This is a genomic window from Hyalangium sp. (genome assembly GCF_035629615.1).
Lineage (GTDB): Bacteria > Myxococcota > Myxococcia > Myxococcales > Myxococcaceae > Hyalangium.
Genome location: NZ_DASPHO010000658.1, coordinates 1 through 26,144, shown reverse-complemented (window position 1 = coordinate 26,144; position 26,144 = coordinate 1). Strand labels below are relative to the sequence as shown.

Annotated in this window: 21 protein-coding genes; 2 read left to right on the top strand and 19 right to left on the bottom strand. The window is 68.4% G+C overall.

Going from position 1 to position 26,144, the window contains the following annotated elements; all coding sequences use genetic code 11:
* The 3 genes from VD972_RS33600 to VD972_RS33590 form a co-directional block, all read right to left on the bottom strand.
* Nucleotides 1–373 (bottom strand): hypothetical protein (locus VD972_RS33600; protein WP_324992887.1); only part of this gene is annotated, 373 nt, incomplete at its 3' end.
* A gap of 170 nt (nt 374–543) precedes the next feature.
* On the bottom strand, nt 544–1,794 hold the full coding sequence (locus tag VD972_RS33595; RefSeq protein WP_324992886.1) for a serpin family protein: 1,251 nt from the start codon (nt 1,792–1,794) through the stop codon (nt 544–546).
* 16 nt (nt 1,795–1,810) lie between these two features.
* Nucleotides 1,811–7,216 carry a trifunctional serine/threonine-protein kinase/ATP-binding protein/sensor histidine kinase gene (locus tag VD972_RS33590; RefSeq protein ID WP_324992885.1) on the bottom strand — a complete coding sequence of 1,802 codons (5,406 nt, stop codon included), beginning with the start codon at nt 7,214–7,216 and terminating at the stop codon, nt 1,811–1,813.
* 176 nt (nt 7,217–7,392) lie between these two features.
* Between VD972_RS33590 and VD972_RS33585 the strand changes: the two genes are divergently transcribed.
* Nucleotides 7,393–7,521, top strand: a complete 129-nt coding sequence (locus VD972_RS33585) for a hypothetical protein (protein WP_324992884.1) — start codon at nt 7,393–7,395, stop codon at nt 7,519–7,521.
* The gene (locus tag VD972_RS33580; RefSeq protein ID WP_324992883.1) at nt 7,522–8,430 is read left to right on the top strand and encodes a CapA family protein; all 909 of its coding nucleotides are present in this window, start codon (nt 7,522–7,524) and stop codon (nt 8,428–8,430) included.
* Between the two features lie 19 nt (nt 8,431–8,449).
* Here the strand turns inward: VD972_RS33580 and VD972_RS33575 are convergent, their stop codons facing one another.
* The 16 genes from VD972_RS33575 to VD972_RS33500 form a co-directional block, all read right to left on the bottom strand.
* Nucleotides 8,450–9,220, bottom strand: a complete 771-nt coding sequence (locus VD972_RS33575) for a glucose 1-dehydrogenase (protein ID WP_324992882.1) — start codon at nt 9,218–9,220, stop codon at nt 8,450–8,452.
* A 24-nt stretch (nt 9,221–9,244) separates the two neighbouring features.
* Complete coding sequence (locus VD972_RS33570; protein ID WP_324992881.1) at nt 9,245–10,228, bottom strand: zinc-dependent alcohol dehydrogenase family protein; 984 nt, start codon at nt 10,226–10,228, stop codon at nt 9,245–9,247.
* A 72-nt stretch (nt 10,229–10,300) separates the two neighbouring features.
* On the bottom strand, nt 10,301–10,921 hold the full coding sequence (locus VD972_RS33565; protein ID WP_324992880.1) for a TetR/AcrR family transcriptional regulator: 621 nt from the start codon (nt 10,919–10,921) through the stop codon (nt 10,301–10,303).
* 26 nt (nt 10,922–10,947) lie between these two features.
* Nucleotides 10,948–11,778: a PPK2 family polyphosphate kinase gene (locus VD972_RS33560; RefSeq protein WP_324992879.1), complete on the bottom strand. Its 831-nt coding sequence runs from the start codon at nt 11,776–11,778 to the stop codon at nt 10,948–10,950.
* 40 nt (nt 11,779–11,818) lie between these two features.
* A complete protein-coding gene (locus VD972_RS33555) occupies nt 11,819–13,216 on the bottom strand; it encodes a vWA domain-containing protein (RefSeq protein ID WP_324992878.1) in 1,398 nt (465 codons plus the stop codon).
* Between the two features lie 125 nt (nt 13,217–13,341).
* Entirely contained in the window at nt 13,342–15,231 is a 1,890-nt protein-coding gene (locus VD972_RS33550; protein WP_324992877.1) for a DUF7594 domain-containing protein, read from the bottom strand.
* Between the two features lie 254 nt (nt 15,232–15,485).
* Nucleotides 15,486–16,142, bottom strand: a complete 657-nt coding sequence (locus VD972_RS33545; RefSeq protein WP_324992876.1) for a hypothetical protein — start codon at nt 16,140–16,142, stop codon at nt 15,486–15,488.
* Between the two features lie 61 nt (nt 16,143–16,203).
* The gene (locus VD972_RS33540) at nt 16,204–17,736 is read right to left on the bottom strand and encodes a Ca2+-dependent phosphoinositide-specific phospholipase C (protein ID WP_324992875.1); all 1,533 of its coding nucleotides are present in this window, start codon (nt 17,734–17,736) and stop codon (nt 16,204–16,206) included.
* A 74-nt stretch (nt 17,737–17,810) separates the two neighbouring features.
* Complete coding sequence (locus tag VD972_RS33535; RefSeq protein WP_324992874.1) at nt 17,811–19,163, bottom strand: DUF1552 domain-containing protein; 1,353 nt, start codon at nt 19,161–19,163, stop codon at nt 17,811–17,813.
* Nucleotides 19,160–20,764, bottom strand: a complete 1,605-nt coding sequence (locus VD972_RS33530; protein ID WP_324992873.1) for a DUF1592 domain-containing protein — start codon at nt 20,762–20,764, stop codon at nt 19,160–19,162. Before VD972_RS33530 ends, VD972_RS33535 begins: the two co-directional genes overlap by 4 nt.
* Nucleotides 20,765–21,032: 268 nt before the next feature.
* Nucleotides 21,033–21,626, bottom strand: a complete 594-nt coding sequence (locus tag VD972_RS33525) for a hypothetical protein (RefSeq protein ID WP_324992872.1) — start codon at nt 21,624–21,626, stop codon at nt 21,033–21,035.
* A 173-nt stretch (nt 21,627–21,799) separates the two neighbouring features.
* Complete coding sequence (locus VD972_RS33520) at nt 21,800–22,924, bottom strand: NIF family HAD-type phosphatase (protein WP_324992871.1); 1,125 nt, start codon at nt 22,922–22,924, stop codon at nt 21,800–21,802.
* Nucleotides 22,925–22,942: 18 nt separating this feature from the next.
* Nucleotides 22,943–23,656, bottom strand: a complete 714-nt coding sequence (locus tag VD972_RS33515; protein WP_324992870.1) for a 5-oxoprolinase subunit PxpA — start codon at nt 23,654–23,656, stop codon at nt 22,943–22,945.
* Nucleotides 23,657–23,686: 30 nt separating this feature from the next.
* Nucleotides 23,687–24,940: an MFS transporter gene (locus tag VD972_RS33510; protein WP_324992869.1), complete on the bottom strand. Its 1,254-nt coding sequence runs from the start codon at nt 24,938–24,940 to the stop codon at nt 23,687–23,689.
* The gene (locus VD972_RS33505) at nt 24,916–25,845 is read right to left on the bottom strand and encodes a biotin-dependent carboxyltransferase family protein (protein ID WP_324992868.1); all 930 of its coding nucleotides are present in this window, start codon (nt 25,843–25,845) and stop codon (nt 24,916–24,918) included. Before VD972_RS33505 ends, VD972_RS33510 begins: the two co-directional genes overlap by 25 nt.
* The coding region (locus tag VD972_RS33500) for a 5-oxoprolinase subunit B family protein (protein ID WP_324992867.1) at nt 25,842–26,144 on the bottom strand (303 nt) is incomplete at its 5' end. The genes VD972_RS33505 and VD972_RS33500, both read right to left, overlap by 4 nt.

Sequence of the window (26,144 nt, the reverse complement as noted above, 5' to 3'; positions counted from 1 at the left end):
GCTGGAGCCCTACCCGAGTTGTCCACCTGTCGTACAGGTTTGTTCCAGGCGCATCCGACAGCAGGCCCTCCGCCCGAGTTGTCTGCTTGTCGTACAGGTTCGTTCCAGGCGCCGCCGACAGCAGGCCCTCCGCCCGAGTTGTTTGCTTGTCATACAGGTTCGTTCCAGGCGCCTCCGGCAGTAGGCCCTCCGCCTGAGTTGTCTGCTTGTCGTACAGGTTCGTCCCAGGTGCCGCCGGCAGCAGTCCCCCCGCCTGAGTCTCCGCATACTGGCTTCGGCCAGCCCTCGGGCGACACGGCGCTTGGAGCAGGTGAGCTCCCAGGCCGCAGGGAGGAGCGTGACGTTCGCTCTTGGTCCCCTGTGCCGTGGCCACTGGTTGCTGCCTCCCGAGACAAGCCACGGTCAGCGCCTCAGTCCACGACAGCGCATCAGCCGGACGCGCGCTCCCAGAACCTGACTACTTGTCATACAGGTTCGTGCCATGCGCCATCAACGGGCAGCCCCCATACGGGTTTCCGCCTACCGATCGACCGCAGGTAGGGCCTATGCGCTCGGGTCTGCGATGCGGCCCATGAAGAGAAGCATCCCGGAGCGGGTGTCGCGCAGGAAGAACAGGAAGGGGTGATCGGCCCGGAACTCCTTGGGAGGCTCCTCCTCCATCGCGCTTCCCTCAACCATTATGACGGCAGTGCCCGCTGCAGCCTCCGTGCCTTGCTCGTCGATCCGGACAAAGGTTTTGTGGAAGACCTCGCTGAGGAGCAGCTCGTCTCCAGGCCTGGGTGATCGGGCAATGCCGGTGAAGTCTGCCTCGCGCGTGAAGGCGCGCTGCATCCCCAGCTCCCTCAAGGCGTCGGCCAGTGTGATGGCGTCGGCCGGGTCCACCTCGCAGCGAGGCAACACCACGCGCACGGTCTCGTATTCCATGGCGGCGATCCAGCCATCGAGCCGTGCGTTTGTGAGCGTTCGCTCCAGGGCGTCGAGACCATCGACTGCGTCCGGCAGCACGAAGATCATCGCTGCATCCCGGGCCTCGTAGGGGAGCTCCAGGAGCTTGACGCCCTCCAGTGCCGCGAAGCGATAGCTGTCCTCACCGTGCATCATGGACACGTCCTTCTTCGTGTCTGGAGCGAGGAAGAACGGCTCGTCACGCGTGGAGTCCTCTTCGAAGGGATTGGCCCAGGTGGCCTTGAAGTAGATGGCGTTGACGAGCGCCAGCCGCGTGCGGCCATCCACTCCTTCCGGCGGCACGAGATCCCGGATGCGATCGGCGGTCTGCTGGGCCACCCACTCATTGATGAAGCCGCGGACGCCCTGAGAGTCGTTCGCGAAGTCGACGGGCTCGAGCGCGGCGCCGAAGGTGGTCTGCGTCAGATCGAGGTAGGACTGGTCGAAGGTGTAGGTCTTCTCGCCAAAGAGCCGATTGACCAGCTGCAGCGTGGATCCGGTGCCTGCGCTCCAGTCCTGAAGCAGCTTGCCCGCTGAGGCCAGGATGTCGCCGGACGCCCCTTCGAGGTGGAGGACTCGTTGCATCTCGGAGGCTGTCTCACCTCGTGCGCCTCCCCACGTCATCGCCAGCGCGAAGGTGATGCTCGCGGGCGAGAGCGCCAGATTGCCCGGCACCTTCTTTCCAACCTGCCCCCACAGATCGAAGGCAAAGGCATTGCTGCTCCGGGAAAGGAGCGGCGGTGCGCTGACCCGAGGCCGTGCGGCCTGAGGCGGAGCAGCCGGTGGTGGCGAAGCAGGTGGGGGAGCCGAAGGCCTCGCCGTCTTTCGAAAGGGCCAGAACTTCCACATGGGTCGTCTCCCAGGCTCACACCGGAGGGCCGGCTCGCTGGCCCCCGCCCGGCAGGACCACGACGAACTCTGCGTACTTGCCCTCCTCGGACTCCACCGACAGCTTGCCGCCCAGTGACACCACGACGATCTCGTGGCTGATGGACAGGCCCAGCCCGGTGCCCTCTCCCGCGGGCTTGGTGGTGAAGAAGGGCGTGAAGAGCTTCTCCCGCAGCGTCGCGGGGATGCCCTTGCCGTTGTCCCGCACCCGGATCTCCACGTCCTTGCCCGTCCAGCGCGTGGTCACCCTCACCCGGGCATCCTCCTTGCTCCCAGGCTGCAGCGCCTTCTCGCTCGCCGCATAGCAGGCGTTGTCCACCAGGTTGAGCACTACCCGGCGGATGTCCTCCGACACCAGGCTCACGTCCGGCACCGTCGCATCGAATGCCGTCTCGATGACCACATTGCGCCGTGAGCTCTTCGCCTTCAGCCCGTGGTGCACCAGCCGCACCACCTCCTCCACGAGCTGATTGACGTTGGTGGACCGCTTGTCGCCCCGCTTGCCGCGGGCGTGCTGCAGCATGCCATCGATGATGCCCACCGCCCGCTGCCCGTGCTCCCGGATCTTCCGGGTGTTCATCTCCAGCTCGCCCAGGATGTCGTCGAACTCCCGCCGCTGCTCGGGCGCCAGCGGCTCGGTGCCCGGCACCATGTCTCGCAGCTCACGAACGCGCTCGTTCGACAGCGCGGCGAAGTTGCTCACGAAGTTCAATGGGTTCTTCAGCTCGTGGGCGATGCCGGAGGTGAGCGCTCCCAGCGAGGCCAGCTTCTCCTGGGTGACGATCTGCGCCTGCATCGCCTTGAGCGTCTCCACGGCCCGATGCAGCTCCGCGTTCTTGCTGTGCAGCTCGGCGGTGCGGTCCGCCACCCGATCCTCCAGGGTGTGGCTGTAGTCCTCGAGCCGCCGGTACAGCTCCGCGTTCTCGATGGAGATCGCGGCCTGGGAGGTCAACATCTCCAGCACCTTGAGCCGGGTGCTGTTGAAGGCGCCCGAAGTGAGGTTGTTCTCCAGGTAGAACAGCCCCAGCACCTGCCCCCTGTGCCGGATGGGAGCGGACATCACCGAGCGCACCTTGTGGCTGGAGATGTACGCATCGTTGCGCCAGGGCTCCACCAAGGAGGCGTCATCGATCAGCAGGTAGGTGCCGCTCTGCAGCACCTGATTGACGATGGCGTGGCAGAGCACGTCGCTCTCGGTCAGGGGACGCGCCTGCTCGGGTGTGCTCTCCCGGTTGGTGATCTCACCGGTGGCCTCGACGAAGAACTCCTGCCCCCGCCGCAGCACCAGCACGCCACGCTGCGCCCCCGCGCTCTCCATGACGACATGGATCAGGTTGGCGACGAGCTGTGGGAACAGGATCTCGCTGGAGATGGCCTGCGACGCCTTCATCGCCGAGGTCATGTCGAGCGTGTCGGCGATCGAGTCAGAGTTGGAAGGCTGCGTGGAGCTGCCCCCCGTCTGGAGCGTGGGGGTGGTGGTCGCCCCGCTTCGAGGCTTGCCGTCCCAGCGCCTCAGGGCGCTGCCATGGGACAGCAGGAGGTTGGACTGCTCCGCCGCCAGGAGCCGGGCCTTGGCGGTGGCGCCCCAGCGCTCGTACGCATAGAGCGACTCGAGCAGGTAGGCCGAGGCCTGCAGGTGGCGATCCCTTGCCGAGAGGAAGCGGAAGGCCTGCTCGCAGGCAATCGCCTCCACCCCCAGGAACTCGCTGGCTCGCGCCGCGGCGATGGCTCGCTCGTACTCGGCGATCGCCTCGGACTCCTGGCCCTTCACGCGGAACAGCTCCGCGCTCACCAGCAGGTGGTAGGCCGAGAAATTCTCCGGGCACCGGCCGGCGTACTTCGCCAGCGAGGCCCGGTGCTGCTCCATCACCTGCAGCAGCGCCTGGCGCCGCTCCTCGCTCGCCTCCGGGTAGACCGCCGCCGCGCTCAGCGAGTGGTAGAAGGCGTGCGTGGCCACATGGAAGAGGCCGGAGATGAACGGCAGCAGCGGCACTGCCTCCTCGGCCTTCGCCAGCGCCTCCGCTGTCTGCCGCAGCAGGTAGTGCCGCTCGGCGGCGCTCACCTGCTGGTACGCCAGGGCTGTGTTCCCCGCTGTGCTGGAAGCCGGCAGCGGCTGCGGCTCCTCCGTGCCGGTGAGGGCCAGCAGCGTCCGGTGCGCGCACAGGAACATCTGCAGCGAGTCCGGATCCTTCTTCGCCTCGAGGAACTCGATGAAGCGGCGGTTCTCGGCCAGGACCTCCGGCAGCGGATCTCCCACCGCCACGCGCCGCCAGAGCCGCACGATCATGCAGTGCCCGGCGTAGATCCAGTCACCGCTCTCCATCAATCCCTTATAGGCCTCGGTGAGCTCGGCGACGCCGGAGCGCGCGCCGCGAGTCCAGTGGTCGATGAGCCCGGCGCGCAGGTAGCGCACGCGGGCATGCAGCATGGGATCCCGGAAGCGCGCGGACAGCTCCACTGCGAGCTGGCCAAACTCCCGGCCGGTTGCGGGATCATCGAGCGCAGCCGCCAGGAGCACGCCGTAGACGACGTAGCCGAAGGAGGAGAGCCGGCTGTTGCCGTGCTCCAGCGAGAGCCGGACGATCCGCAGCACCAGCAGCGCGAAGAGCCCCTGGTCCGCCATGTAGGCCGAGGCCGCGATGCTCGCCAGCAAGCTGATGGAGAGCTCCACGTTCGGATCCTTCATCCGAGACAGCTCGAGCAGCTCCGCCGGCTTGCGGCCCGCGAGCCACTGCGCCACGGCCCCCAGCTCCGCGCCCAGCGCCGCCTGATCCACCGTGCTGGGGATCTCCACGCCCAGCAGGCGCAGCCCCTCGAGGCCAATCCGGATCGCCTCGACGTGCTGGCTGGTGAGCGAGGCGAGCGTCGCCTGCATCGCGATGACGCTGGCCTTCTGCGCGGGAGTGCGCGCCTGAGTGAGGAGCGTGGAGAAGCCCGCGGCCGCTGCGGCCAGTTCGCTGGCGAGGTAGTTGGACTCGGCCAGCTCCAGCTGGAGCGCGAAGGCCCGGTCGTACTCGCTCTCCCAGGCGGAGGGCCCTAGCAGCGCGTTGCCGGCCCGGAAGAGCTCGCAGGCGGTGCGGTACGCGCCCGAGGCCTTCGCTCGGCGTCCAGCCCTCAGGTGGATGTCGGCCAGATCCAGCCGCAGCGCGAGCGGTTCGATCTTCTCCGGGGAATAGGCCAGGTGCGGCAGGATGACAAAGGCTCGATCCTCCAGCGTCCCCATGGCCCGGGCGTCCTCGAGCAGCCGGAGGCCCACGCGCGTGTGGCGCTCGGCACGCTCACCCGCAGGCAGCAGGGAGTACGCCGCCTGGCGGACCCGATCGTGGAGGAAGCGGAAGGACACCTCCAGATCCACCGGGAGCGGGGTGCCGCCCTGAGGATCGAGCAGCAGGTAGTCCTTGCTGAGCGGCAGCACGAACCCCTGCTCGATCGCGCTCCACAGGGTCTTCGCCGTCTCCTGAGGCAGCTCACCGTGGACCACGACGAGATCTCGGAAGCTGAACACCACGCCCAGGCAGGCCGCGAGCTGCAGCAGATCGCACGTCTCCCGGGGCAAGCGCCGCAACTCGTCCGCCATCAACCCGGCGATGTCGTTGGGAATCTCGCGGGCCTCGATCTTGGCGAGGTCCCACTCCCACCGGCTTGCGCGCGTGTCGAATTGGAGGAGGTTCTGATCGTGCAGGAAGCGGAGGAACTCGCGGATGGAGAATGGGTTGCCCCCGGTCCGGGCGTGGATGAGCTGGCCGAGTCCCAGCGCGCGGCCGGTGTCGGCGCCGGTGGCCTCGCGGACCATTCGTGCGACCTCCTCAGGGCCGAGGGGCTCGAGACGGAGCTCGTGGACCGGAGTGCCAGTGGCGCGCAGCTCTCCGATCGCCAGGGCCAGCGGGTGGGAGGCTGGGACTTCGGTGTCCCGGTAGGCGCCCACCGGCAGCAGGTGGCGGCAGTCCGAATCGCGCACGAGCTCCTGGAGGAGCGAGAGCGTTGCCACGTCCGCCCACTGCAGATCATCCAGGAAGAGCGCCAGGGGACGCTCGACAGTGGCGAAGGCCTCCAAGGCCCGGAGGAGCACGCGGTTGAGGCGGTTCTTGGACTCCGCGGCAGGCAGGGGTGCAGAGGGAGGCTGATCGCCGAGCAGCGCCCGCATCTCTGGCACCGCCTCGACGATCACAGCGGTGTTCACCCCCAGAGCCTCGTCGAGCAGCCGGCGCGCCAGCTCCGACTCCACCTCGCCCTCGGCGAGCGCCTGGCGCACGAGGTGGCGCAAGGCCTGGTTGACGGCGTCGAAGGGCACGCCGCGGTTGATCTGATCGCACTTGCCCGAGGCGAAGCGGCCGCGGCTCGCCGCCGTCACCCGGTGCAGCTCGTTGACGAGCGAGGACTTGCCGATGCCCGCCGAGCCGGAGATCAGCAGCAGCTCCCCGCGGCCCGCCGTGGCGCGCGCATGGGCCGCGGCGAGCATCTCGACATCCGCGGAGCGCCCGTACAGCCCCTGCGGGAGGCGGAACTGGACCGTGCGATCCAGGATGCCGAGCGGGAAGGAGGTGAGGGGCGCCTTCGACTTGACCCGGCGCTGACACTCCTCCAGGTCCGAGATGAGTCCCCAGGCGCTCTGGTAGCGGCCGTCCGGATCCTTGGCGAGCAGCTTGAGCACGATGGCCGAGATCGGCTCGGGGATGGAGGGGAGCAGCTCGCGGGGCGAGGGTGGCATCTGGGCCACATGGGCGTGGAGCAGCTCGAGTGGGGTGGTGGACTCGAAGGGCCGGCGGTTCGTCAGCAGCTCGAAGAACGTCGCCCCCAGGGCGTAGAAGTCCGCGCGGTAGTCCACACCGCGGTTCATTCGCCCCGTCTGCTCCGGCGCCATGTAGGCCAGTGTGCCGGTGAGGAAGGTGGGACTGTCCGGGCTGACGGCCTCCACCGCGATGGCAACCGAGATGGAGAAGTCGGCGATCTTCACCATCCCCGTGTCGGGGTTGGCGATGATGTTCTGCGGCTTGATGTCCTTGTGGATGACGCCTTGGCGGTGGATGTGTCCCAGGGCCGCGCTGACACGCAGGGCGTAGTCGAGGAACGTCTCCACATCCAACGGCCCACGCTCGTCGAGCAGGTGCCGCAGGGAGCGGCCCCCGAAGTCCTCGAGGACGAGGGCCACCCGGTCACTGAGATCCTCGATGCCGAGCACGCGGATGATGCCATCGCCCTCGACGCGGCGAGCGATGGCGTGCTCGCGGTGGATCTCCAGCGTGCGGCGCCGATCCAGGTAGTCGCCGCCGGGCAGCTTGAGGATGACGGAGGTCCGATCGCGGAGCCGGGTCGCTCGGATGAGCATCGAGCGCGTGCTCTCGTGAAGTGTCTCGTGAAAGGTGTACCCCGCGCGGTGTGGCATGGCTCCAGCCTACTACTGAGCGAGGCGGACGCAGCGCCCTCCCAACGGCCCGGATGGCGGTCGCCTGCACGGACGGTCCGGGTCGTCCCGGAGGGGGCCGTTTGCTGGGCGGGAAAGAGCCGGGCGGCTAGACTGCGCTGGCCGTGTCAGAGGACCGAGAAGGAGCCGACGCTCCGTTGGGTAGCAACGATACCGTGTTGGCTTCGCCGGGGCTGCCGCGTGCGGTGGCCGTGGAGGTGCTGTGTCTGAAGGAAGAGGAGCGGCTCAAGGTGCGCACACGGGTCGAGGCCATCTGGGCTGTCTGAATGGGCCTGCTCCTGTCGCTGGTGCTGGCGGCCGCGCCGCTGACCGTCTCCGCCGCGGGAGATCTGCAGACCAGCGCCAGCACCCCCGAGGCGCAGGTGGCACCGCTGGCCATGCTGCTCCAAGGGGACGTGCGGTTCCTCAACCTGGAGGGCCCCATCACCGCCGCGGGCCATGAGTCCGGGCTCGCCGAGGATGGGAGGCCCGTGGGGCCCTTGAGGTTCAATGCGCCGCCCGCGGTGGCGCGCTGGCTCCAGGGCAAGGTGGATGTGGTGTCGCTGGCGAACAACCACGCGCTGGACCAGGGTGTGGCGGGGCTCGGGGAGACGGTGGAGCACCTGCGAGCCCAGGGCATTCAGGCGGCCACGGCCACCGCGGATGTGGAGCTCGTCCGTCAAGGCCAGCGGGTGCGGCTCATCGCGCGCGAGGTGTCCAAGGCCTGGCCGGAGGCAGAAGCCTCGGCGCTGGTGGCTCGGATCCGCGAGGCCCGCACTGCGGGGCCGGTGCTGGTCTCGCTGCACTGGGGGCGAGCAGGGGCGCTGCTGCCCACGAAGGAGCAGCGGAGGCTTGCGGCGCGGCTCATCGACGCAGGGGCCACAGCGGTGCTGGGCCACGGGCCGCACACGCCCCAGGGCATCGAGCGGCGCGGGCGGGGCGTCATCGCATACTCCCTGGGAAACCTGGCCTTCTCCTGTGGCTGCACGGACGCGCGGGACGCCTACGTGCTGCGCTTCCGCATCGATGCGAAGGGTGCGGCGGTGGACGTCGAGGCAGTGCCGCTGCGGGCCGGGCTGCGAGAGCCCCCACGGCGCGCCGAGGACGATCCCGGAGTGGCTCAGCTCATCGAGAGCCTCTCCGAGGATCTGGGGAGCGACGCGCGCATCGCCGGAGGACGGGTGCTCATCCGCTGACGGGGAGCACCCGCGCGGCTCACATCGCCGTGGCGCCGCCGTCGAGGACGACTTCCGAGCCCGTCATGAGAGAGGACTCGTCGGAGGCCAGGAACACGATGGCGTAGGCCACCTCGTCCGGATGGCCGAGCCGGCCGATCGGGATGCTCTTGGCCATCTTCTCCTTGGCCACGGCGGCGGATGCTCCCGAAGCGCTCGCGAGCGCGTCCACCATGGGGGTGTCCACGTACACCGGGTGGATGGAGTTGCAGCGGATGCCATAGCCCTTCTGCGCGCAGTGCAGCGCCACGGACTTCGACAGCAGCCGCACGCCGCCCTTGCTCGAGCTGTACGCGGGGAAGGAGGCCACTCCCACCAGGCCGGCCACGGAGCTCACATTGATGATGGAGCCCCGCGCGCCGCACTGCCGCATGCCGCGGATGCCGTGCTTACAGCCCAGGAAGACGCCGTCCAGGTTGACGGCGTGCACCAGCCTCCACTCCTGGAGCGAGAGCGTCTCCACGTCCTTGACGATGCCGATGCCGGCGTTGTTCACCACCACGTCCAGCCGGCCGAAGGTGGCCAGCACCGCATCCACCACGGAGCTCCAGTCCTCCTCGCGTGTGACGTCCAGACGCCAGAAGCGCGTGGCCTCGCCCAGCTCCTTCGCCAGAGCCTGGCCTCCCGCTTCGTTCAGGTCCGTGATGGCCACCTTCGCGCCCTCGCGCACCAGCATTCGCACCGACGCCGCGCCGAGCCCCGACGCTCCACCCGTCACCAGCGCGACCTTGCCCTCGACTCGTCCTGGCATGAGAGTCCTCCCTTCAGTCCTTCGTCAGATCTTCACCGGAGTCAGCAGCACCTTGCCCTGGCGCCCGCCCTCCATTGCCCGAGCCACCGCCTCCTGGCTCTTCTCCAGCGGAAAGGTGGCATCCACCGGGGCATGCAGGGTGCCGTCCGCGAGCAGCTTCGCCATCCGCCCCATGAGCGCGGCCTGGGCCTCACGTGACGCCGCGTTCAGCCATTGCACCAGCCAGAAGCCGCGCAGCGTCACGTTCCGGAAGATGAGGGCCGTGGGGGAGAGGCTGGGCGCCTTGCCGCTCATGCAGCCGTAGTGCACCACCGTGCCGCTGTCGCTCACGGCCTCGCCCAGCCGCAGCGCCGCCGAGCCTCCCACCGCGTCAATGGCCAGCCGCACCGGCGCGCCGCCCGTGGCCTCGCGCACCCGCTCTGTCAGGCCGTCTCCATCCTCCAGCACCGCGTCGGCTCCCAGCGCCTTCAGCTCGGCCGTCAGATCCGCACGCCGCACGATATTGAGGGTCTTGATGCCTTCGAGCTTCGCCAGGGTGATGAGGTAGCGCCCCACCGCCGAGTTGGCCGCGTTCTGCATCACCCACTCGCCGGGCTGCAGCTTGCCGAACTCGCGCAGCAGCAGCTCCGCGGTGGGCGGGTTGATGGAGAGCATCGACATCTGGAGCAGGTCCGCTCCCGGGGGAACCTGGAGCAGCCGCTGGGCCTTGGCCTTCATGTGCGTGCGCCAGGTGCCGCTGCCCATGGGCAGGAAGACGATGTCCCCGGGCTTCACGGGCGCCTCTCCCTCCACGCGCACCACCCGGCCCACACCCTCGTTACCCGGTACCGCCGGCAGCTTGGGGAGCACGCCGTAGAAGCCCCCGATCGTCATGACGTCAGAGGGGTTGATGGGAGTGGCCAGCACCTCGAGCAGCGCCTCGCCGGGAGCGAGCGGACCAGGGTCCTCCTCCACCACCTGCATGACATCCGCCGGAGCCCCGAACTTCGAGAAGCGCACCGCTTTCATGTCCACCCTCCCGTCTAGAAGCAGGGCCAAGCCTACTGCTTTCCCTGCCGGGCGCTATGGACATAACGGGAGCTATTCCGCCTTCTGGCGGATGACTCCATGGAGGAGCACCCGTGTCAGGTGCTCGGCGTCAGCGGCCGGAGAGAAGAGGCTCGGGGAGAGGAGGTGGCTGGCCGTCACCCCCTGGAGGTAGGCCAGCACGGCGAGCGCCGCCGTGCGAGGTGCGTGAGAGGAGCCCAGCTCTCCTCGGCTCCTGGCGGACTCGAGGAGGGCCGTCAGCATCTCCGTCCACTGCTCCATGTGCCTGCGCAGCTCCTCGATGCCCGCTGCCAGCTCTGGCAGGTGCTCGGCGCGGAAGCAGACCACCTCCAGCAGACTGCGAAGCCGCGCATCCTGCTCGAGCAGGGTGAACCAGGTGACGAGGAAGCGGCGGAGCCGGTCAAGCGGAGCCTCCTCCCCCTGCAGGTGTGGCCAGAGGGGCGTGGAGACCTCTGTCCAGCGGTCCCGGATGGCGGTGATGTAGAGCTCCGCCTTGGTCTTGAAGTGCTGGTAGAGGACTCCGCGTGACAGGCCCGCCTGCACCGCGATCTCCTCGAAGGAGGTGGCCGCGTAGCCTTTCTTGCTGAAGACCGTGAGGGCGGCCTCGGTCAAGGCCGCGCGCTGGGGGGCCGCATTCTCATTGCTCGGGCTCATGGTGTCGGCTGCCTCCTCTCTGAAGGTCAACGCTTCCCTTTGCGCCAGGCATCGAGCTCCGCCTTCTTGCTCGCACCCACGTCATCGAGCTGCTTCTGCCAGGCCTTCCGGTGAGGCCGGAGGGCATCCGCGATGGCGCGGGCCACCACGAGGTTGCGGTACCACTTGGCATCCGCGGGCACGATGATCCACGGGGCCAGCTCCGTCGAGGTGCGCGAGATGGCCTCCTCGTAGGCCTCCGTGTAGTCGTCCCAGAGCTCGCGCTCCTCCCAGTCGCCCGTGTTGAGCTTCCACGCTGTCCGGGGATCCTCCTCGCGCTTGAGCAGGCGCTTCTTCTGCTCGCCCTGGCTGATGTGGAGGAAGAACTTGAGGACGATCGTCCCGTGCTCGGCGAGCAGCTCCTCGAAGTCGCGGATGTGCCCGTAGCGCTCCTTCCAGAGCGACTTGGGCACCAGATCATGCACGCGGACGACGAGCACGTCCTCGTAGTGGGAGCGGTTGAAGATGGCGAACTCACCGGCGCGCGGCGCCTGGCTGTGGACGCGCCAGAGGAAGTCGTGCTCGCGCTCCTCCTGCGTGGGGACGCCGAAGGAGGTGACGTGGACTCCGCGGGGATTGAGGCAGCCCACCACGTGCTTGATGGCCCCGTCCTTGCCGGCGCTGTCCCGGCCCTGGAGGATGACGAGGACGGAGTTCATCCGTGCGCCCCAGAGCAGATCCTGGAGGCTGAAGAGCTCCTGGCTCAGCTTCTCGAAGTCGGCCCGGGCGTCCTCCTGGATCAGCTTCTTGGGAGGCTTCTCGGAGATGCTGCTGAGCTTGACCTTCGCCCCCGGCTTGTCGAACACGGTGAAGTCCATGGACCACTCCTCGTGATGAGCCACCGCCATGCCGAGGCGGTTACCGCTTCTTCTTCTTCTTCTTTTCGTCCTGTTCGGCCAGCGGGTCCGGCTTGCGCTCGGGGCGTTGCTGCTGGAGGATCTGGCTGCTCCGCTCGTGGAACAGGGTCAGCGCGTCGCTGATCGCGAGCCGGGCACCCAGCTGCTTCAGGCTCTCGAGAGTCTGTCCCAGGATCTCCTGGGCGCCGCTCAGATCTCCATCCTCGGCGGTCTCATCGGCCCGGGCTGTGTGCTTCTTCACATAGGCCAGGGCTGCTGGCCGCAGCGCCTCGAGGTTCAGCGCCTCCCGTCCCTGGGGCTGAGCGGGGTTGAGCTCGGCCTGCAGCAGGAGGCTCTGGGTGCGGCGCTTCTCGATGAGCGCGTCCTGGTATTCGACCTCGATCTTGGCGAGCTCGATGGGGCGTACCTGCTTGCCCACATTGTCGGTGGACAGGTGGAGGACGATCCGGATCACCTCACCGGAGCCGACCTCGCCGACAGGGATGCGCGCGAGGTTGCCTTTGAGGGTGGCGTCCAGGCCCATCACGTCCAGCAGGGTAACAGTGGGGCCGACCCTCACACGGAACTCCAGCTCATTGGCCGCGCGCCGCACGAGATCGAGCTGCCTGCGCTTCGACACGCGCTCTACCGCGGAGGAGTCGTTCAGGTGGGAGGCGAAGCCCCAGCCCTGCTTGGCCACCCCCGCCATGAGATCGATGTCCGCGTCGTCTCCGACGGCCACCGTGTTCGTGTGGATGCCGGAGCCCTCCCGGGCCTCGCGGGCCAGCTCCGCCAGCCCGTCCTGGTCCACCATTCCATCCGTAGGCCGTCCATCGCTGATGACGATCACCTGGCGGTAGAAGTCCGACTCCGAGGGACTGGCGAGCTCCTCGTTGGCTGCGTCGATGCCCGCGGAGAGATCGCTGCGCCCCTCTGCCGTCAGCTTCGACACGTAGGCCTTCATCTTCTCCCGGTTCTCGGGAGTCATCGGGACGACGGGGAGGACGTGGGGCCTGTCGCTCACGGCGATGATGGCGAGGTGCTCCTTGTCACTGAGCCCGTCGATGACGCTGAGCGCGGCCTTGCGGGAGATGAGCAGGCGCCGGCCCGCCGTCGAGGCCGAGCGATCGATGACCAGCGCGACGCTTGCAGGAGGGTGATCTCCCGGTGGGAAGTCCAGCGAGCGCAGCTCCAAGAGGGCGAAGACGTCCTGCTGGCCAGGGCCGAGGTAGCGGGGCGTGAGCTTCGTGGACAGTCGCAAGGAGCCTTGCTTGTAGGCCTCCAGCCACGTCTGCTTCCAGCCCTCCGCCCATTCCGGCGCCTCCGGCACCTCCGTCTCATCCGCGATCGCGAGACCGGACAGGAGCAGCACTCCCAGGATGAGAACGGAAGCCCCTCGTTGAATGTCCTGACGATGCATGGGCTCCCTCGCGGTGGAGAGAGGGTCATACACCGCGGAAACCCGAGGCTGCCAGTCTTCTACAGAGAGGGGCGTGCTTCCGGCCGCGGGGACGTCCACGGCCGGAGCCCAGAGCTACCCGGTGCCTACGGGCCCGAGTAGATGCCGATGGAGCCGGGAGTGCTGTCGCTGCCCAGGAAGCCGACGAGGAGGCGGCGCGTACTGCCCGAGCGGTCCACCTGGATGTCGGACACGCGCAGGTTGAGGACCTCATTGGGCAGGACGCCGCTGCCATAGATCTGCACGGTGCTGCCGCGCACGCGGCTCAGGCCTCCGCCCCAGGCCGTGCCCGCCCAGACGCTCTGGTCGAGCGGATCACTTGCGACGGCCGACACGTACCCGCGCCTGTCGGCGAGCTCGGTCGAGAGCGTGCGCAGCCGCTGGCCACTTGAGCTGAGCTGGGCGAGACCCCGAGTGAAGCTGCCCGCCCACACAGTCTGGTCGCTCATGACGGCCATGCCGGACACATGGTCGTCCACACGCTGCTCGCGGGTGGGGAGCTGGGGCTCGGAGACGGCGTCTGGCCAGATGTCGATCCGGTTCCAGGCGTAGCCGCTGTCCTCACTCTCGGACTGGGCCTGCCAGTAGTTGTTGCCGTTGGTGCCGTAGCGGAAGCGCGTGGAGCGGTTGGCACCGCCGAACCACACGTCCCCGTTGGAAGTAACGGACACGCCGTAGTACGCGTCGGTGAGCAGGATCACGCCGGTCTGGCTGGAGTTCCACGCGTTGATGGCCGGGTGCACATGCTCCATCACCCCGGCGCAGTGATACTCCCAGGTGCCTGGCGCGCAGCTGTAGCCCAGGAAGTCCGCGTTGCCCCAGGCAAAGCCATGGTTGGCGCCGAACCAGACGCTCCGCGTCCGCGAGTCGTAGGTGATGCGCAGGATGTTGCAGAGCTTCTCTCGGCCGCGCGGCTCGGCGGCGACCTTGTTGGGACCGGTGGAGAGATCGTAGTGCGCCACCTGGATGCCGGTGCTGGTGAGCGTCACACGATCCGCGTCGCCGCTCTTGTAGATGCTGGCGTCCGGGGTGCGGCCTGCGTAGTAGGCCTGATCCCACTCGTCCTCGCAGGTGGGCATGCCCGTTGCGGGCTTCTTGCCCTCGTAGCCCACGAAGGCGACGCCGGGCGGGCCTCCGGCGACGGAGATGACCTTCAGGTACTTCACGCCGGGGGGCGCGCTCCCGTCCTGCATGTAGCCGTAGGGCCTGAGGCCGTCGGCCATGGTGAAGCGGCGGAACCGGGTCTGGCCCTGCTGGAGGACGAAGAGCCCCTCCTCACCCCCGGCCACCCAGATGTTGCCGCCCGCGTCGGCGCTCACCCCGTACACATACCGAGGCCCGCCCTGGGCCGCGCCGTAGAACGTCCAGTTGCCGGTGGGCGGAGGAGGCGGGGGTGTGCTGCTCTCCACCGTCACGACCAGCTGAGGCCGATAGGCAGCGCTCGAGTTCGTGTTGCGCGAGTAGAACACCGTCCCATCGGTGCCCCTGGGCATCACCGCGAGGTTGACCGTGCCGTTGCCCTGGACGGCGGCCGTCACATCCCACTCGGTCCAGGTGCTCGCTGCCACCGAGCCCGAGGTGGACAGCAGCGTCTGGATCGCGGGACTCGACTGGAAGGTGAGGGTGCTCTCCTGCCAGGCCGAGCCCGTGGTGTAGACGGCGGGTCCGTTGACGGTCGCATCGGTCGCGTACAGGCGGAGCTTCGCGCGGCGCACGGTGCCGGTCAGCCCGCTCACCTCGAAGCGCAGGAAGGACTCGTACTGCGGCGACCCATCCACCTTCAGCACCGAGTCGCTTCCGAAGTTCTGCGTCGGGTTCGTCGCCGCCACGAGCGCATCCGCGACGGGGGTGAACGTCCTGGACTCCTCGAGCTCCCCGCCTTCCTCCGTGACGCCTGCGACCGGTTCCTCCGGCTCGCTCCCCTCACTGCAGTGCAAAAACACGCCTACCGCGGCGGCGCAGATCGCCCACCGCACGCCTCGTCTCCACCCACCCACGTCCGACCCCCTGTTCGAGCTCTACGTGCGCCTCGGTTCAAGTGGGCGCACGGCTACGCTCCCGTACCCTGCAGGCGCAGTGCCGGTTCAAGGGCCGACATCCGCGGGCTCAGGCGTTCAAGAGGGGGCAATCCGCTTCCACGCCATGGGAAGGCGTGTGGTGCGGCAGGGGCTGCGGGGGAAGCCTGGTGGAACCCGGCTCCAACATGCTCCAGCAGCCGGAAGAGGGAGCGTCAGCGCGCTGCCTTCTCTTTCTCCTTCTCTTCGTCGTACCGCTGGTGCTGCGGCTTGCGCACTTCCTCGGGATCGGGCGGCTGGGAGTGAGCGCACTGCGTCAGGATCGGAGGATCGAAGCACTCGAGCTGGATCCCGTGCTTCTCGCAGCGGCCACGCGGCGTCGCGGCGCACTTCACCTCCGCTCGGTCGGTCTTGCAGTCATAGCCGCACCCGATGGCAGTCGACGCGGTGAGGCAAGACGGCCGGGGGATGGAGGAGCCGAACTCGTGGATGGTGGCCTCCGAAGGGTCGAAGCACCTCAGCTCTCCGTAGTGCTCGCGGCACACGCCGTACGGAGTCCGAGCACAGGCGACCTTGCCCTTCGCCAGGATGCAGTTGAAGCCACACGCGGTCTGGCCCGCGACGCTCTTGCACTCGGGGCGCAGTCCTTCGTCAGGAGGGTGGTGGATGGCTGCGGCAGGGGGATCGAAGCAGTACACCCGGTCATTGAACGTGGCGCACGTCCCATAGGGAGTGCTGGCACAGCGCACGTCCGAGAAACTGGAGCGGCAGGAGTAGCCACAGGCAGTCCTCCCGTGGGCGGCCAGGCACTTGGCGGGCGGAATGGACGGAGCGGAGGCGAGGAGGGTGAGACCGAGAAGCGTGAGGATCATGGGTGGCCCTGCGGGCAAAGAAGTGGCAGGGCCGTGACGAAAAAGGCCGCCGTCTATTCATTTAGAAGAAGCCATCGAAGACGCGCCAGGAGGCCACCCCGCCGATGGCCGTCTTGCTGGGGAAAGAGGCCGCCCGGTAGAGCGTGGAGCCACGCTTCACGTTGCTGAACAGCAGCTTCATCTTTCCGCCGCCATGAGAGCTGACAGCCAGCCCCTGGTTGGCCAGCAGCCCCGAGATGCACTTGCTGCCGACGAGCTTCCATGTGGAGCCGTTCTGCGAGCCATACCCCGACGCGCATGTCTGCGTGCCGTCGTACTGCACGGTGAGCCTGAGGAAGGTGAGGCTCTCCTGGTCCACCGTGTCCGCGGGGACGATGTCCACCTCGGAGGCCGAGGAGGCCCCGCCCGTGGCCGTGCGGTACTGGATGCGCAGCTTGTGGTTGTCCGCCGCGCGGCAGAGGGCGAAGTAGCGGGCGTTGGCCGCCGTGCCAGCGCGCACCATGAGGCAGGCCTTGCCCCACTCGTCCACGTGGCTGTTGGGCGTGGACACCGAGGCCGTCCACGTCGTCGTGGTCACCGCGCTGTTGGGCTCATGGGCGAAGAGAAAGCTGTCGCTGCTGCTCCAGATGTCGCCCGAGTCCACCTCCGCGCTGATGACATCCACCGGCTCCTGGTTGCTCCCGCAGGGCCAGCCCTCCAGGCACTGGAACGGCCAGCCCAGGCCGTTGTGCGTCACCGCCCACGTGTCCACGTGGTAGTTCACCTTGTTGGTGGCGATGTGGTGGACGTTGAGCGGAGCCACGCGGTTCCACGTCGCCAAGTCGTTCACGTTCCACACCCGGCCGACGAAGTTGGCCAGGTGCACGTTCGTGGCGAGCGACGCGTTCGTGCTCTCCAGGTTGAAGAAGACGGCGTACGGCTTCGTGCCGATGCCCGAGGTGCTCGTCAGATCCGGGGCGATGAAGGCCAAGCGGCTGGTGGCCGTGGCGCCGTTGGAGACGTAGGTGTTGAGCTTGCTGGTGGAGGAGGAGACGTCCCCGCCGGTGAGGACGAAGAGGAAGCGGCCTCGCAGCTCGGCATGGGTGGGCCAGGTGCACGCGCCCGTCACCGCGGCCTGGAGGCTGGTGACACCCGGGCAGCCAGCCATCACGTCCGAGGGCTTGAAGAGCCAGGCCGAGGGCAGGTGCGCAGCGATTCGATTATCCAGCTCCTGGGGCATCCGGCCGGTCTCGAAGGCATCCTTGAGATCGACCCACACCGTCACCACCTCGTGGTTCGGGTTAGCGAGGTGGAAGGCGCGCAGCTCGTCCAGACAGTCCGAGAGGCGGTGGCACGTGGTCTCCGGCTCGGTGCTGGTGTGGTAGACGAACCAGTTGCCCGCCACCTTGGACCAGCCGCTCTTGCCGTTGTGGATGTCCAGCTCGATGGAGCGGATGCGGTGGTAGACGAGCTGATCGATCAGCGCCTCATGGCGCTGGTACGAGTTGTGGGACGACTTCTGGCGAAGCTCGTTGTACGTGGGCTGGGCGTGAGCGGGCGTGAGGGAGACGAACAGTGCGCACAGCGTGAGGAGGAGGGGAGCGCGGAGCTGCATGGGGACCTTCCTGGGGACGGAGGGGGATCCGCGTACCTTGCAGGAATGTCAGCCCTTCCGGGAAGTCCCTTTCTTCACGTGAGGTTGGGCAGGGGGCCGTCCCCGTCGTCCCCGAACCTCGCCACGTTCACCCCCACCGTGCCGAGCATGGACACGAAGAGCTTCGCGATCGGCACTCCCTGCGTGTTGAAGTTCAGGGGGTCCTTGTAGACGATGTGCCGCCCCGGCCGGATCTTCCCGCCCCCGCGACCCGCCAGCAGCACCGGCATGTTCAGCGTGTCGTGCACGTTGGACTCGCCGATGCCGCTCGCGAAGAGCACCACTGAGTTGTCCAGCAGCGTGCCGTCCGGCTCCTGCACCGCCTTCATCTTCCCCAGCAGGTAGGCGAGCTGCTCCACCTCCCACTTGCAGATGGCGCTGTACATCCGCTGGCTCAGCGAGCCCGCCGAGATCTCGTGGCTGAGCGTGTGGTGGCCCTGGTTCACCGGAAGGAAGCCGCCGCTGCCGTTCGGCACCGAGAGGAAGTTGTAGCTGGCGTCGTCCACCGCCTCCCCGTACATGAAGGTCGCCACCCGCGTCAGGTCGCACTGGAACGCCAGCACCATCATGTCCAGCATGAGCCGCACCTGCTGGCGCACGTCCACCGGCTCCACCGGCCGCGCCCCCTGGGTGCACTGCACCACCCGTGTCTGCTGCACCCGCTGCTCCAGCTCGCGCACCCCCGTCAGGTACTCGTCCACCCGGAGCCGGTCCTCCCGCCCCAGCTTCGTCTCGAGCCGTGTTGTGTCCTGCTTCACGTAGTCCAGGACGCTCAAGCGCCGTCGGCGCCGGGCCTCGGCCGCCTCGGCACTCTGGTTCGGGTTCATCCCCTCGAACAGCCGATCGAACAGAATGTCCGGGCGGGTCTCCTTGGGCATCGGCGTGGAGTTCGCTCCCCACGAGATGTTGTTGTGCAGCACGTACGAGGTGCCGCCGCGCGTGCCCAGCTCCAGCGAGGGGAAGCGCGTGTACTGCTTGAGGTGGCTCGCGGCGAGCTGATCCATGGAGATGCCGTTGCGCAGCGGCGCCTCCGACACCCAGGTGCCGGTGAGGAAGGTGGACGTGGAGGCCACGTGCCCGACGTCCACACTGGAGGAGTGGCTCGGCTTGTTCCCCAGCCCCGAGAGCACCAGGAAGTCGCTCTTGAAGGCTGCCAGCGGCGTCAGCAGCGGGCTGAGCGCGTAGCCCTCGCCGCTCGTGGCCGGGTACCACTCCGCCGGGTACATGCCGTTGGGGACGAAGAAGGTCATCAACCGCCGCGGGGGAACGATGCCCGCCGTCTGGGCCCGCGCCATGGAGGGGACCATGGCCTCCAGCACCGGCAGCGCCATCCACGTGCCGGCCCCACGGAGGAAGGTTCTCCGAGACAGCTCCCAGGGCTTCTTCATTGGTGAACTCCCTGCTGCGCGCTGCGCATGCGGAAGGTGGGACTGAGGACCAGCTGCACCAGGAGCTCCTTCATGCGGTAGCCCTGGCCTCCAAAGGACTCTGTGAGCTGCTTCAGCACGGCCTCATCGCCGTACTCCGGCTGCCGGCCCAGCGCGTAGGTGAAGAGGTGCTTCACCATGCAGGCGGGCAGGTTCGGATCCTCCTTCAGCGTGCGGCCCAGCTCGATGGCCCCATTGAAGGAGCGGCCGTCCGGGAGCGTGCCGCGCGGATCGATGGTGTACGCGCCGTCCGTGGCCCGCCAGGCGCCGATGGCGTCGTAGTGCTCGAGCGCGAAGCCGATGGGATCCATCTTCCGGTGGCAGCCAGCGCACGCCGGATCGCTCACGTGCTGCTCCATGCGCTGGCGCAGCGAGCCCGTCGTGGGCCCCGAGGGCAGCTGGGGAATGCTCGGGGGAGGAGGCGGAGGCTCTTCGCACAGCAGCCGGCCCAGCACCCACTTGCCGCGCTTTACCGTCGAGTTGCGCGCGGGTGTCGCGTTCAGCGCGAGGATGCTGCCGTGGGTGAGGATGCCGCGGCGGTTGCCACTGGGAGACAGCGTCACCCGCGTGAAGCGGCTCGCGTCGAAGGTGCCAGGGATGCCGTAGTGCGCCGCCAGCGCCGCATTCACGTACGTGAAGTCCGCGTCCAGCAGATCCAGCATGCTGCGCTCCCCCTGCAGCAGCTCGGCGAAGACGAGCGAGGTCTCCGTGGCCATGGCCTGCGCGAGCTGGCGGGACGCGAAGGTGGGGAACAGGGCGGGGGAGGGCTGCACCAGGGCGAGCTGGCGCGTGCGCAGCCACTGGCTGGCGAAGTTGTCCACCAGTGCCTGCGAGCGCGGATCCGCCAGCATCCGCCGCGTCTGCCGCTCCAGCTCCACCGGGTCTCGCAGCATGCCGGCATCCGCCGCCGCCATGAGCGCCTCGTCCGGAGGGCTGCTCCACAGGAAGTAGGACAGCCGCGTGGCCAGCTCGTGGTTGCCCAGGGAGTGCGCGCTCAGCACCCCGAGCGCTGGATCCAGCTCCACGCGGAACAGGAAGTGCGGCGAGGTCAGGATCGCCTGCAGCCCCACCGCCAGCGCCACCTCGAAGCCGTCGCCTGCCGCGCGGCTGGCCCGCACCAGCGCCAGCACCCGCTCCACGTCCTCGGTGGACAGCGGACGGCGCCACGCCTTGCGCCCGAAGCGCGAGAGGATCTGCCGGGCACAGGGCTCCTCGTTCGCCCCGGAGAAGTCACACGTCAGCAGCCGGGCCCGTCCCTCCGCATTGGAGGCGGCCAGCGCCGAGCCCACCAGCTCCTCGGCCGCCAGTGCGTACTTCTCCAGCAGCAGCGGGCCGATGCCCAGCACCTGCGAGTTGTTGTCGTAGCCGTCCACCTGATCGTCCGCGGGCAGCACCTGCGCGGTGGTGGCGGCAGGGCCCAGCAGCTCCCGCACCGTGTTCCAGTACTCCGTCCGGTTGAGCCGGCGGATCACCTGCGTGGGCAGGGCGCCGAAGGCGGGCTGCGTGTCTGGCCCACCTTCCTCAGGATCCGTGAGCAGCCCCTGGCAGCCGCCCAGGGCCATCACCAAGACTCCCCACGCCCCCCACTTCAGGAGCCAGGGAGTGTTTCTCGAGGAGACAGCACCGCGACCAACTGGGTCAGCTCGCCGCATTTCTCACCCCTTGAGAATCACTTCGTGAGAATCATGGCTCTTTTTCTCGCTTGATGAGAGGTGAGTTTTTCCCCACGCGCTCAGACATGTCTGCGCTTCATTCCGCGTCTCAGTCCAGACGCGAATGAAGCAACAGGGATGGAGACTTTGGGGCTGACTGGAATGCGGGCAGAGCGACTCAGGGCTTCGGGCCCGTGCTGACCCGCGCGGGCAGTGCGAGCTTCTGCTTGTCGAGCTTCTTCAGCCGCTTGAGCACCTCGCCCGTGGAGGGGGGAGGCGTCGCGTTGAGCGCATCAAGGACGGCGCTCGGCGGCAGCTCGAAGGACTTCCCCTCGCGGCTCAGGTACAGGGCGGCCTGGTTGAAGACCTGGTCCTTCTTGGGGCCCGTCACCGGCATGTACCGCGTCAGGGTCACCACGTCCTCGAAGCCGTCGTTGTTCACGTCCTTGAAGACGGCTCCCTCGAACCGGAGGATCGGCCAGCTCTTGTCCGCCGGCGTGGGCGCGAGCGTGTGGAGGATCTTCCCAGCCTGGACGAGGTGGAGCTGGAGCACCGGTGTCGAGGTGAAGTCCATCACCGGCACGAAGAAGAAGGCGCCGGTGCTCTTCATCGAAACCCACAGCGTCTTCTTGGCGATGGGCTCTTTGCCCTGGAGCGCCTCCTTCACCAAGGAGAGCTCCCGGCCCTTGGGCTTGCGCTGCTTGACGGGGCCGGCGTGAGCCGCGCTCCCCAGGAGGCACAGCCCGAGGAGAAACGGAACGAAAGCCTTCATGCGACCCTCCGCCGGTGTCATGCACTCTCCGTGAAGCCCGCCTCCACGTGCGCAGACAGTATGGACGAAGAAGAGGCCCGGCGTCGCCGCCCAGTCGCCCCTTGAGCGGCCAGCCAGCCGGTATCGGTCAACGTTTCCGCCTGCCCTGAACTGTTGAGGGGCAGGGGGCCTCTTCAGAACTTGGGGTCGACGGACCGAGGGTTGCGGCGCACGTAGTCGATGGCCTGGGGGCGATCGAGCCCAGCGCTGCCGGTGAGGAGCTCCACGGTGATCTGCCCGAGTGAGGTGTAGGGCAGGTAGGCGTCCGCGAAGTCGCCGCCGTGCTGGTTCATGTACTGGACCGACTCCTCGATTTCACGCACCACCTGCGTCATGGAGCCCTCGAAGGCGCGGCGCAGCACCGGATCGGAGGTCGTGCAGGAGGTGTCCGCCTCGAACTTCTTGAAGATGCGGGCATTGCGCAGCTGGAAGAGGCGGGTCGGGTTGTCGTCGACGATGATCACGCGTCGCAGGGACTCGTCGAAGATGCGCAGATCCTTCGACGGCTCGCGGACGGGCGAGCCCAGGCGTGGAGGGGCGACGCCCTCGGACTTGCTCTGCAGGATGAGGTGGCTGTTCGCCAGGATGCCCGAGATCGCGGGGGACTCGGTGAGCGCGACCCCATTGAGCTTCCACTGCGCCAGGTTCTCGAGGACGTTGGTATCCAGGTTGGCGGAGAAGAGGACCACGGCGCCGCCGAGCGCCTGGATGCGCTCGAAGGCCTGCTGCCAACCCGGGACGAGCTTCACGTACCGTCCGGCAGGAGGCTTCCCTCCCTGGATGACGAGATCGTGGCAGGAGGAAGCGGCCTCGGGAGGGTAGTACTGGTCCCACAAGGTCTCGTCGAGGTCGAAGACGACGATGAAGCGCGCCTTGCCGAGCTGCTCCAGGTTCAGATGGCTCTCGAACTCGCCACGGCGCACGCGCTCGAGGGCGGTGTTGAAGGCGTTGACTGGATCGGTGTCGGGAGTGGCGCGGAGCTGATCCCGGTAGTGGTTCTGCAGCTCGACGGCGTGGGCGCGGGTGAGCTGGAAGCGCTCCATCAGCTCGCTAATGATGAAGAAGCGCTTATCTGCCCGGTCGAGGTCGGCGTACTTGTCGACCCAGAGCGGCAGTGGCGGGAGGCTCAGTGCCTCGAGCTCCTCGCGCGAGGAGAGGCCAGCGCCCGAGGGCTGGGAGGCGGGCTTCTGGGTGGCAGCACCCGCCGCGCAGCCGATGAGCGGCGCGACGAGCAGGAGGAGCAGCGGGAAGCGGGGCATCGTGGGTCTCCATGGGGTCTATGGCTGCTGAGGGGAGGACGTGGGCGTCGCCAGTGAGTCGAGCGCGGCGCGGACCTCGCGTGCGACCGCCAGCGCTCCCGGCGTGTCCCCGTGGACGCACAGGGTATCGATCGTGCCTCCTCGGGCCAGTCGGAGGGCGTTCTCTTTGGCCACGCGCGGATCGGTGATGACGGCGCCGGGTTGGCCTCTGGGCACGAGCGTCCCATCTGGCAGCGTGCCCCGGTCGGCGAAGCCCTCCCGAGCGTAGGAGAGCCCTGCCTCCCGAGCTGCCTCGCGCAGCGCCCCGGAGCCCGGTCCGATGACGATGACGCGGGGGCCAAGCACCTCGCTCACTGCCGACACCACCGCTCGTGCGAGGGAGGGCTCCCGGTTCGCCGAGTGGTAGAGCGCGCCATGCGGCTTGGCGAACTCGACCGGCACGCCCAGGGCTCGGGCCTGCGCGGCGAGCCGGGCGCACTGCTCGGCCACCTGGGCGCGCAGCACCTCCGGCGTCACGTCCATGGCTCGCCGTCCGAAGCCCTCGCGATCGACATAGGAGGGGTGGGCACCGGCCCGGGTTCCATGCCGGGAGCACCGCTCCAGCGCCTGGCGGATGGAGGCCTCATCGCCCGCGTGGGCGCCGCAGGCGATGTTGGCCACGTGGGCGAGCGCATAGAGCTGCTCGTCTTCGTCGGGCAGCTCGCCGAGATCGATGTTGAGGAGACACTCCATGGACGGTGGTCCTCCCGCTTCGAGCCAGTCTCAATCCGCGACCAGATCCTTCCGCTCATGGATCGGGAGCAGGAAGGCCAGCAGCCCCGCCACCAGGAACGCCACGGCGACCAGGTGGAACGCCGCCCGCAGGCCATGGTCCACCGCGATCGAGCCCACGGCGAACGGCGCCACCGCGCTCAGGGCCCGCCCCAGGTTGTACGTGAGGCCCTGGGCCGTCGCACGGATGCGCGTCGGGAACAGCTCGGCAGTCATCACTCCAAAGCCGGTGAAGTAGCCCGTCCCGAAGAACGCGACGAAGGGCCCCAGCACCAGCAGCACGGAAGGGTCCGTGACGCGCGCATAGATGGGCACGAGCACCGCCGCGATCAGGAGGTAGGTGATGTACGTGGGCTTGGGGCGGAACCGGTCGCTGATGAAGCCGAAGCTCACGTAGCCGAGCCACATGCCTCCCTGCATCAACACGATCCAGGTTGACGTCTTCACGATGTCCAGGCCCGCGCCGCCCTTCTCGATCGGAAGGCCCAGGAACCTGGGGATCCACGTGAAGAGCCCCCACCAGGCGAACATTGTCGCCGCGTTCACCGTCGCCGCGATGGCCAGCCTGCGCAGCACCGCGGGCTCTTTCAGCACTCCGGCCATGCTGCCTTGAGTGGCCGTTGCCGCGCGGGAGCGGGTCCACAGCTCGGACTCCGGGACGGCCTTGCGGATCCAGAGGGTGAGCAGCGCTGGGAGAACTCCTACGAAGAACACGGCGCGCCAGCCGAACCGGGGCAGGACGATCGCTGTCACCACCGCCGCCAGCGCGTAGCCCACCGCCCAGCTGCTCTGCATCAGCCCCAGCGCCTTACCGCGGTGGCGCGTGGGCCACGTCTCGGAGATGAGCGCGGCCCCCGTGGCCCACTCGCCGCCCATGCCCAGGCCGAGCAGCGCCCGGCACACGGCGAGCTGCAGGAGCGTCTGCGCCGCACCGCTCGCGGCGGTGAAGACGGAGTAGGTGAGGATACTCGCCATGAGGGCCCAGGTCCGGCCGAACCGATCCGCGAGCACGCCGAAGAGCACGCCCCCGATGGCGGACGACAGGAGGGTGAGCGAGCCGAGGAGGCCGGCCTCGCGCTCGGTGATCCCGAAGTCCTTCATCAGGTGGGAGAGCACCAGCGCGTACAGCATGGTGTCCATGCTGTCGAGCATCCACCCCAGCGAGCCGGCCCAGAGCACCCGCCGCTGCTTCGAGTCCGCCTCCTGGTACCAGGCCAGCATCACACCACCGCCTTCTTGAGCCATGCCTTCTGCTCGTGCAGAGCTTGCCGTGCCTCGGTGAGCGTGACAGCACGAAAGGACAGCGAATCGCCAAGCCAGAGCTGCGCGAGCTTCGGCACGTCCGCGCGGATGACGTGCCCGAGCCGAGGATAGCCTCCGGTGGTCTGCCGATCCGCCATCAGCACGATGGGGTGGCCATCGGGAGGGAGCTGGAGGGTGCCGGGGGCCACCGGCTCGGAGAGCTGGAGCCCGACACGCTCGGTGGGCAGGTCAGGTCCTTCGAGCCGATAGCCCACGCGATTCGATCGGGATGAGATCCGGAAGCGCGAAGCACCGAAGCGCTCGAGCGCCTCTGGCGGGAGCTGGGTGCCCACCTCAGGAATGAAGCGCACCTCGTCGGGAGGCTGGTACCAGCGCTCCCATCCCTCGTGGACCGCCCGCGCCTGGAACGGCGGCTGGGGCGCCAGCGCGAGGGTGTCGCCAGCGCGCAGCGGCCGGCCACCGAGCCCTCCGAGGCCCGCCTCGATGTCCGTGGCCGCACTGCCCAGGAAGAGGCGAGCGCTCCGGCCCAGCCCACCAGCGACCGCCAGGTACGCCCTCGCCCCCAGAACCCGGGTCCCGAACCGCAGCGTCTGCCCCGCGAGCGCTCGGTGCGCATGGCCCGGTGTGAGGCGCGCTCCGTCCAGCGCTGCGCTGAGCTCCGCTCCAGCGAGGGCGAAGCTCGCCTCTTCGTCGAACACCAGCTCGGGTCCCAGCGCGGTGATCTCGAGCGCGGCCGCCTGCGCGCTGTTGCCCACGAGGAGGTTGGCGACCGTCAGCGCAAGCGGATCCATCGCACCACCTGGAGAGACTCCCCATCGTCCCGATCCAGGCCGGCCGAGATCCTGGATCGTGGTGAACAGGCCCGGCTTGCGGACGCGGAGGCTCATGGGGGCGCCTCGCCACCCAGAGCCCGGAACCGGTCCTCGGTGATGGAGACGAAGCGCACGCGATCACCCACGCCCAGCGCAAAGGGCGGATCCGCTTCGGGCGCGAAGGGCCTCAGGGTTGTCCTCCCCAGCAGCCTCCAGCCTCCAGGGCTCCTCAGGGGATAGATGCCCGTCTGCTGGCCACCGATCCCCACCGAGCCCGCGGGCACCGCTGCGCGCGGAGTCGCCAGCCGAGGGGCGAACAGCCGCGGATCCAGCCCGCCAAGAAAAGGGAAGCCGGGCCGGAAGCCCAACATGTA

What these genes read in the sequence shown, in the direction of transcription:
- VD972_RS33595 (WP_324992886.1), bottom strand. Translation starts at nt 1,794, where the DNA reads ATGTGGAAGTTCTGGCCCTTTCGAAAGACGGCGAGGCCTTCGGCTCCC.
- VD972_RS33590 (WP_324992885.1), bottom strand. Translation starts at nt 7,216, where the DNA reads ATGCCACACCGCGCGGGGTACACCTTTCACGAGACACTTCACGAGAGC.
- VD972_RS33580 (WP_324992883.1), top strand. Translation starts at nt 7,522, where the DNA reads ATGGGCCTGCTCCTGTCGCTGGTGCTGGCGGCCGCGCCGCTGACCGTC.
- VD972_RS33575 (WP_324992882.1), bottom strand. Translation starts at nt 9,220, where the DNA reads ATGCCAGGACGAGTCGAGGGCAAGGTCGCGCTGGTGACGGGTGGAGCG.
- VD972_RS33570 (WP_324992881.1), bottom strand. Translation starts at nt 10,228, where the DNA reads ATGAAAGCGGTGCGCTTCTCGAAGTTCGGGGCTCCGGCGGATGTCATG.
- VD972_RS33565 (WP_324992880.1), bottom strand. Translation starts at nt 10,921, where the DNA reads ATGAGCCCGAGCAATGAGAATGCGGCCCCCCAGCGCGCGGCCTTGACC.
- VD972_RS33560 (WP_324992879.1), bottom strand. Translation starts at nt 11,778, where the DNA reads ATGGACTTCACCGTGTTCGACAAGCCGGGGGCGAAGGTCAAGCTCAGC.
- VD972_RS33555 (WP_324992878.1), bottom strand. Translation starts at nt 13,216, where the DNA reads ATGCATCGTCAGGACATTCAACGAGGGGCTTCCGTTCTCATCCTGGGA.
- VD972_RS33545 (WP_324992876.1), bottom strand. Translation starts at nt 16,142, where the DNA reads ATGATCCTCACGCTTCTCGGTCTCACCCTCCTCGCCTCCGCTCCGTCC.
- VD972_RS33540 (WP_324992875.1), bottom strand. Translation starts at nt 17,736, where the DNA reads ATGCAGCTCCGCGCTCCCCTCCTCCTCACGCTGTGCGCACTGTTCGTC.
- VD972_RS33535 (WP_324992874.1), bottom strand. Translation starts at nt 19,163, where the DNA reads ATGAAGAAGCCCTGGGAGCTGTCTCGGAGAACCTTCCTCCGTGGGGCC.
- VD972_RS33530 (WP_324992873.1), bottom strand. Translation starts at nt 20,764, where the DNA reads ATGGCCCTGGGCGGCTGCCAGGGGCTGCTCACGGATCCTGAGGAAGGT.
- VD972_RS33525 (WP_324992872.1), bottom strand. Translation starts at nt 21,626, where the DNA reads ATGAAGGCTTTCGTTCCGTTTCTCCTCGGGCTGTGCCTCCTGGGGAGC.
- VD972_RS33520 (WP_324992871.1), bottom strand. Translation starts at nt 22,924, where the DNA reads ATGCCCCGCTTCCCGCTGCTCCTCCTGCTCGTCGCGCCGCTCATCGGC.
- VD972_RS33515 (WP_324992870.1), bottom strand. Translation starts at nt 23,656, where the DNA reads ATGGAGTGTCTCCTCAACATCGATCTCGGCGAGCTGCCCGACGAAGAC.
- VD972_RS33510 (WP_324992869.1), bottom strand. Translation starts at nt 24,940, where the DNA reads ATGGCTCAAGAAGGCGGTGGTGTGATGCTGGCCTGGTACCAGGAGGCG.
- VD972_RS33505 (WP_324992868.1), bottom strand. Translation starts at nt 25,845, where the DNA reads ATGAGCCTCCGCGTCCGCAAGCCGGGCCTGTTCACCACGATCCAGGAT.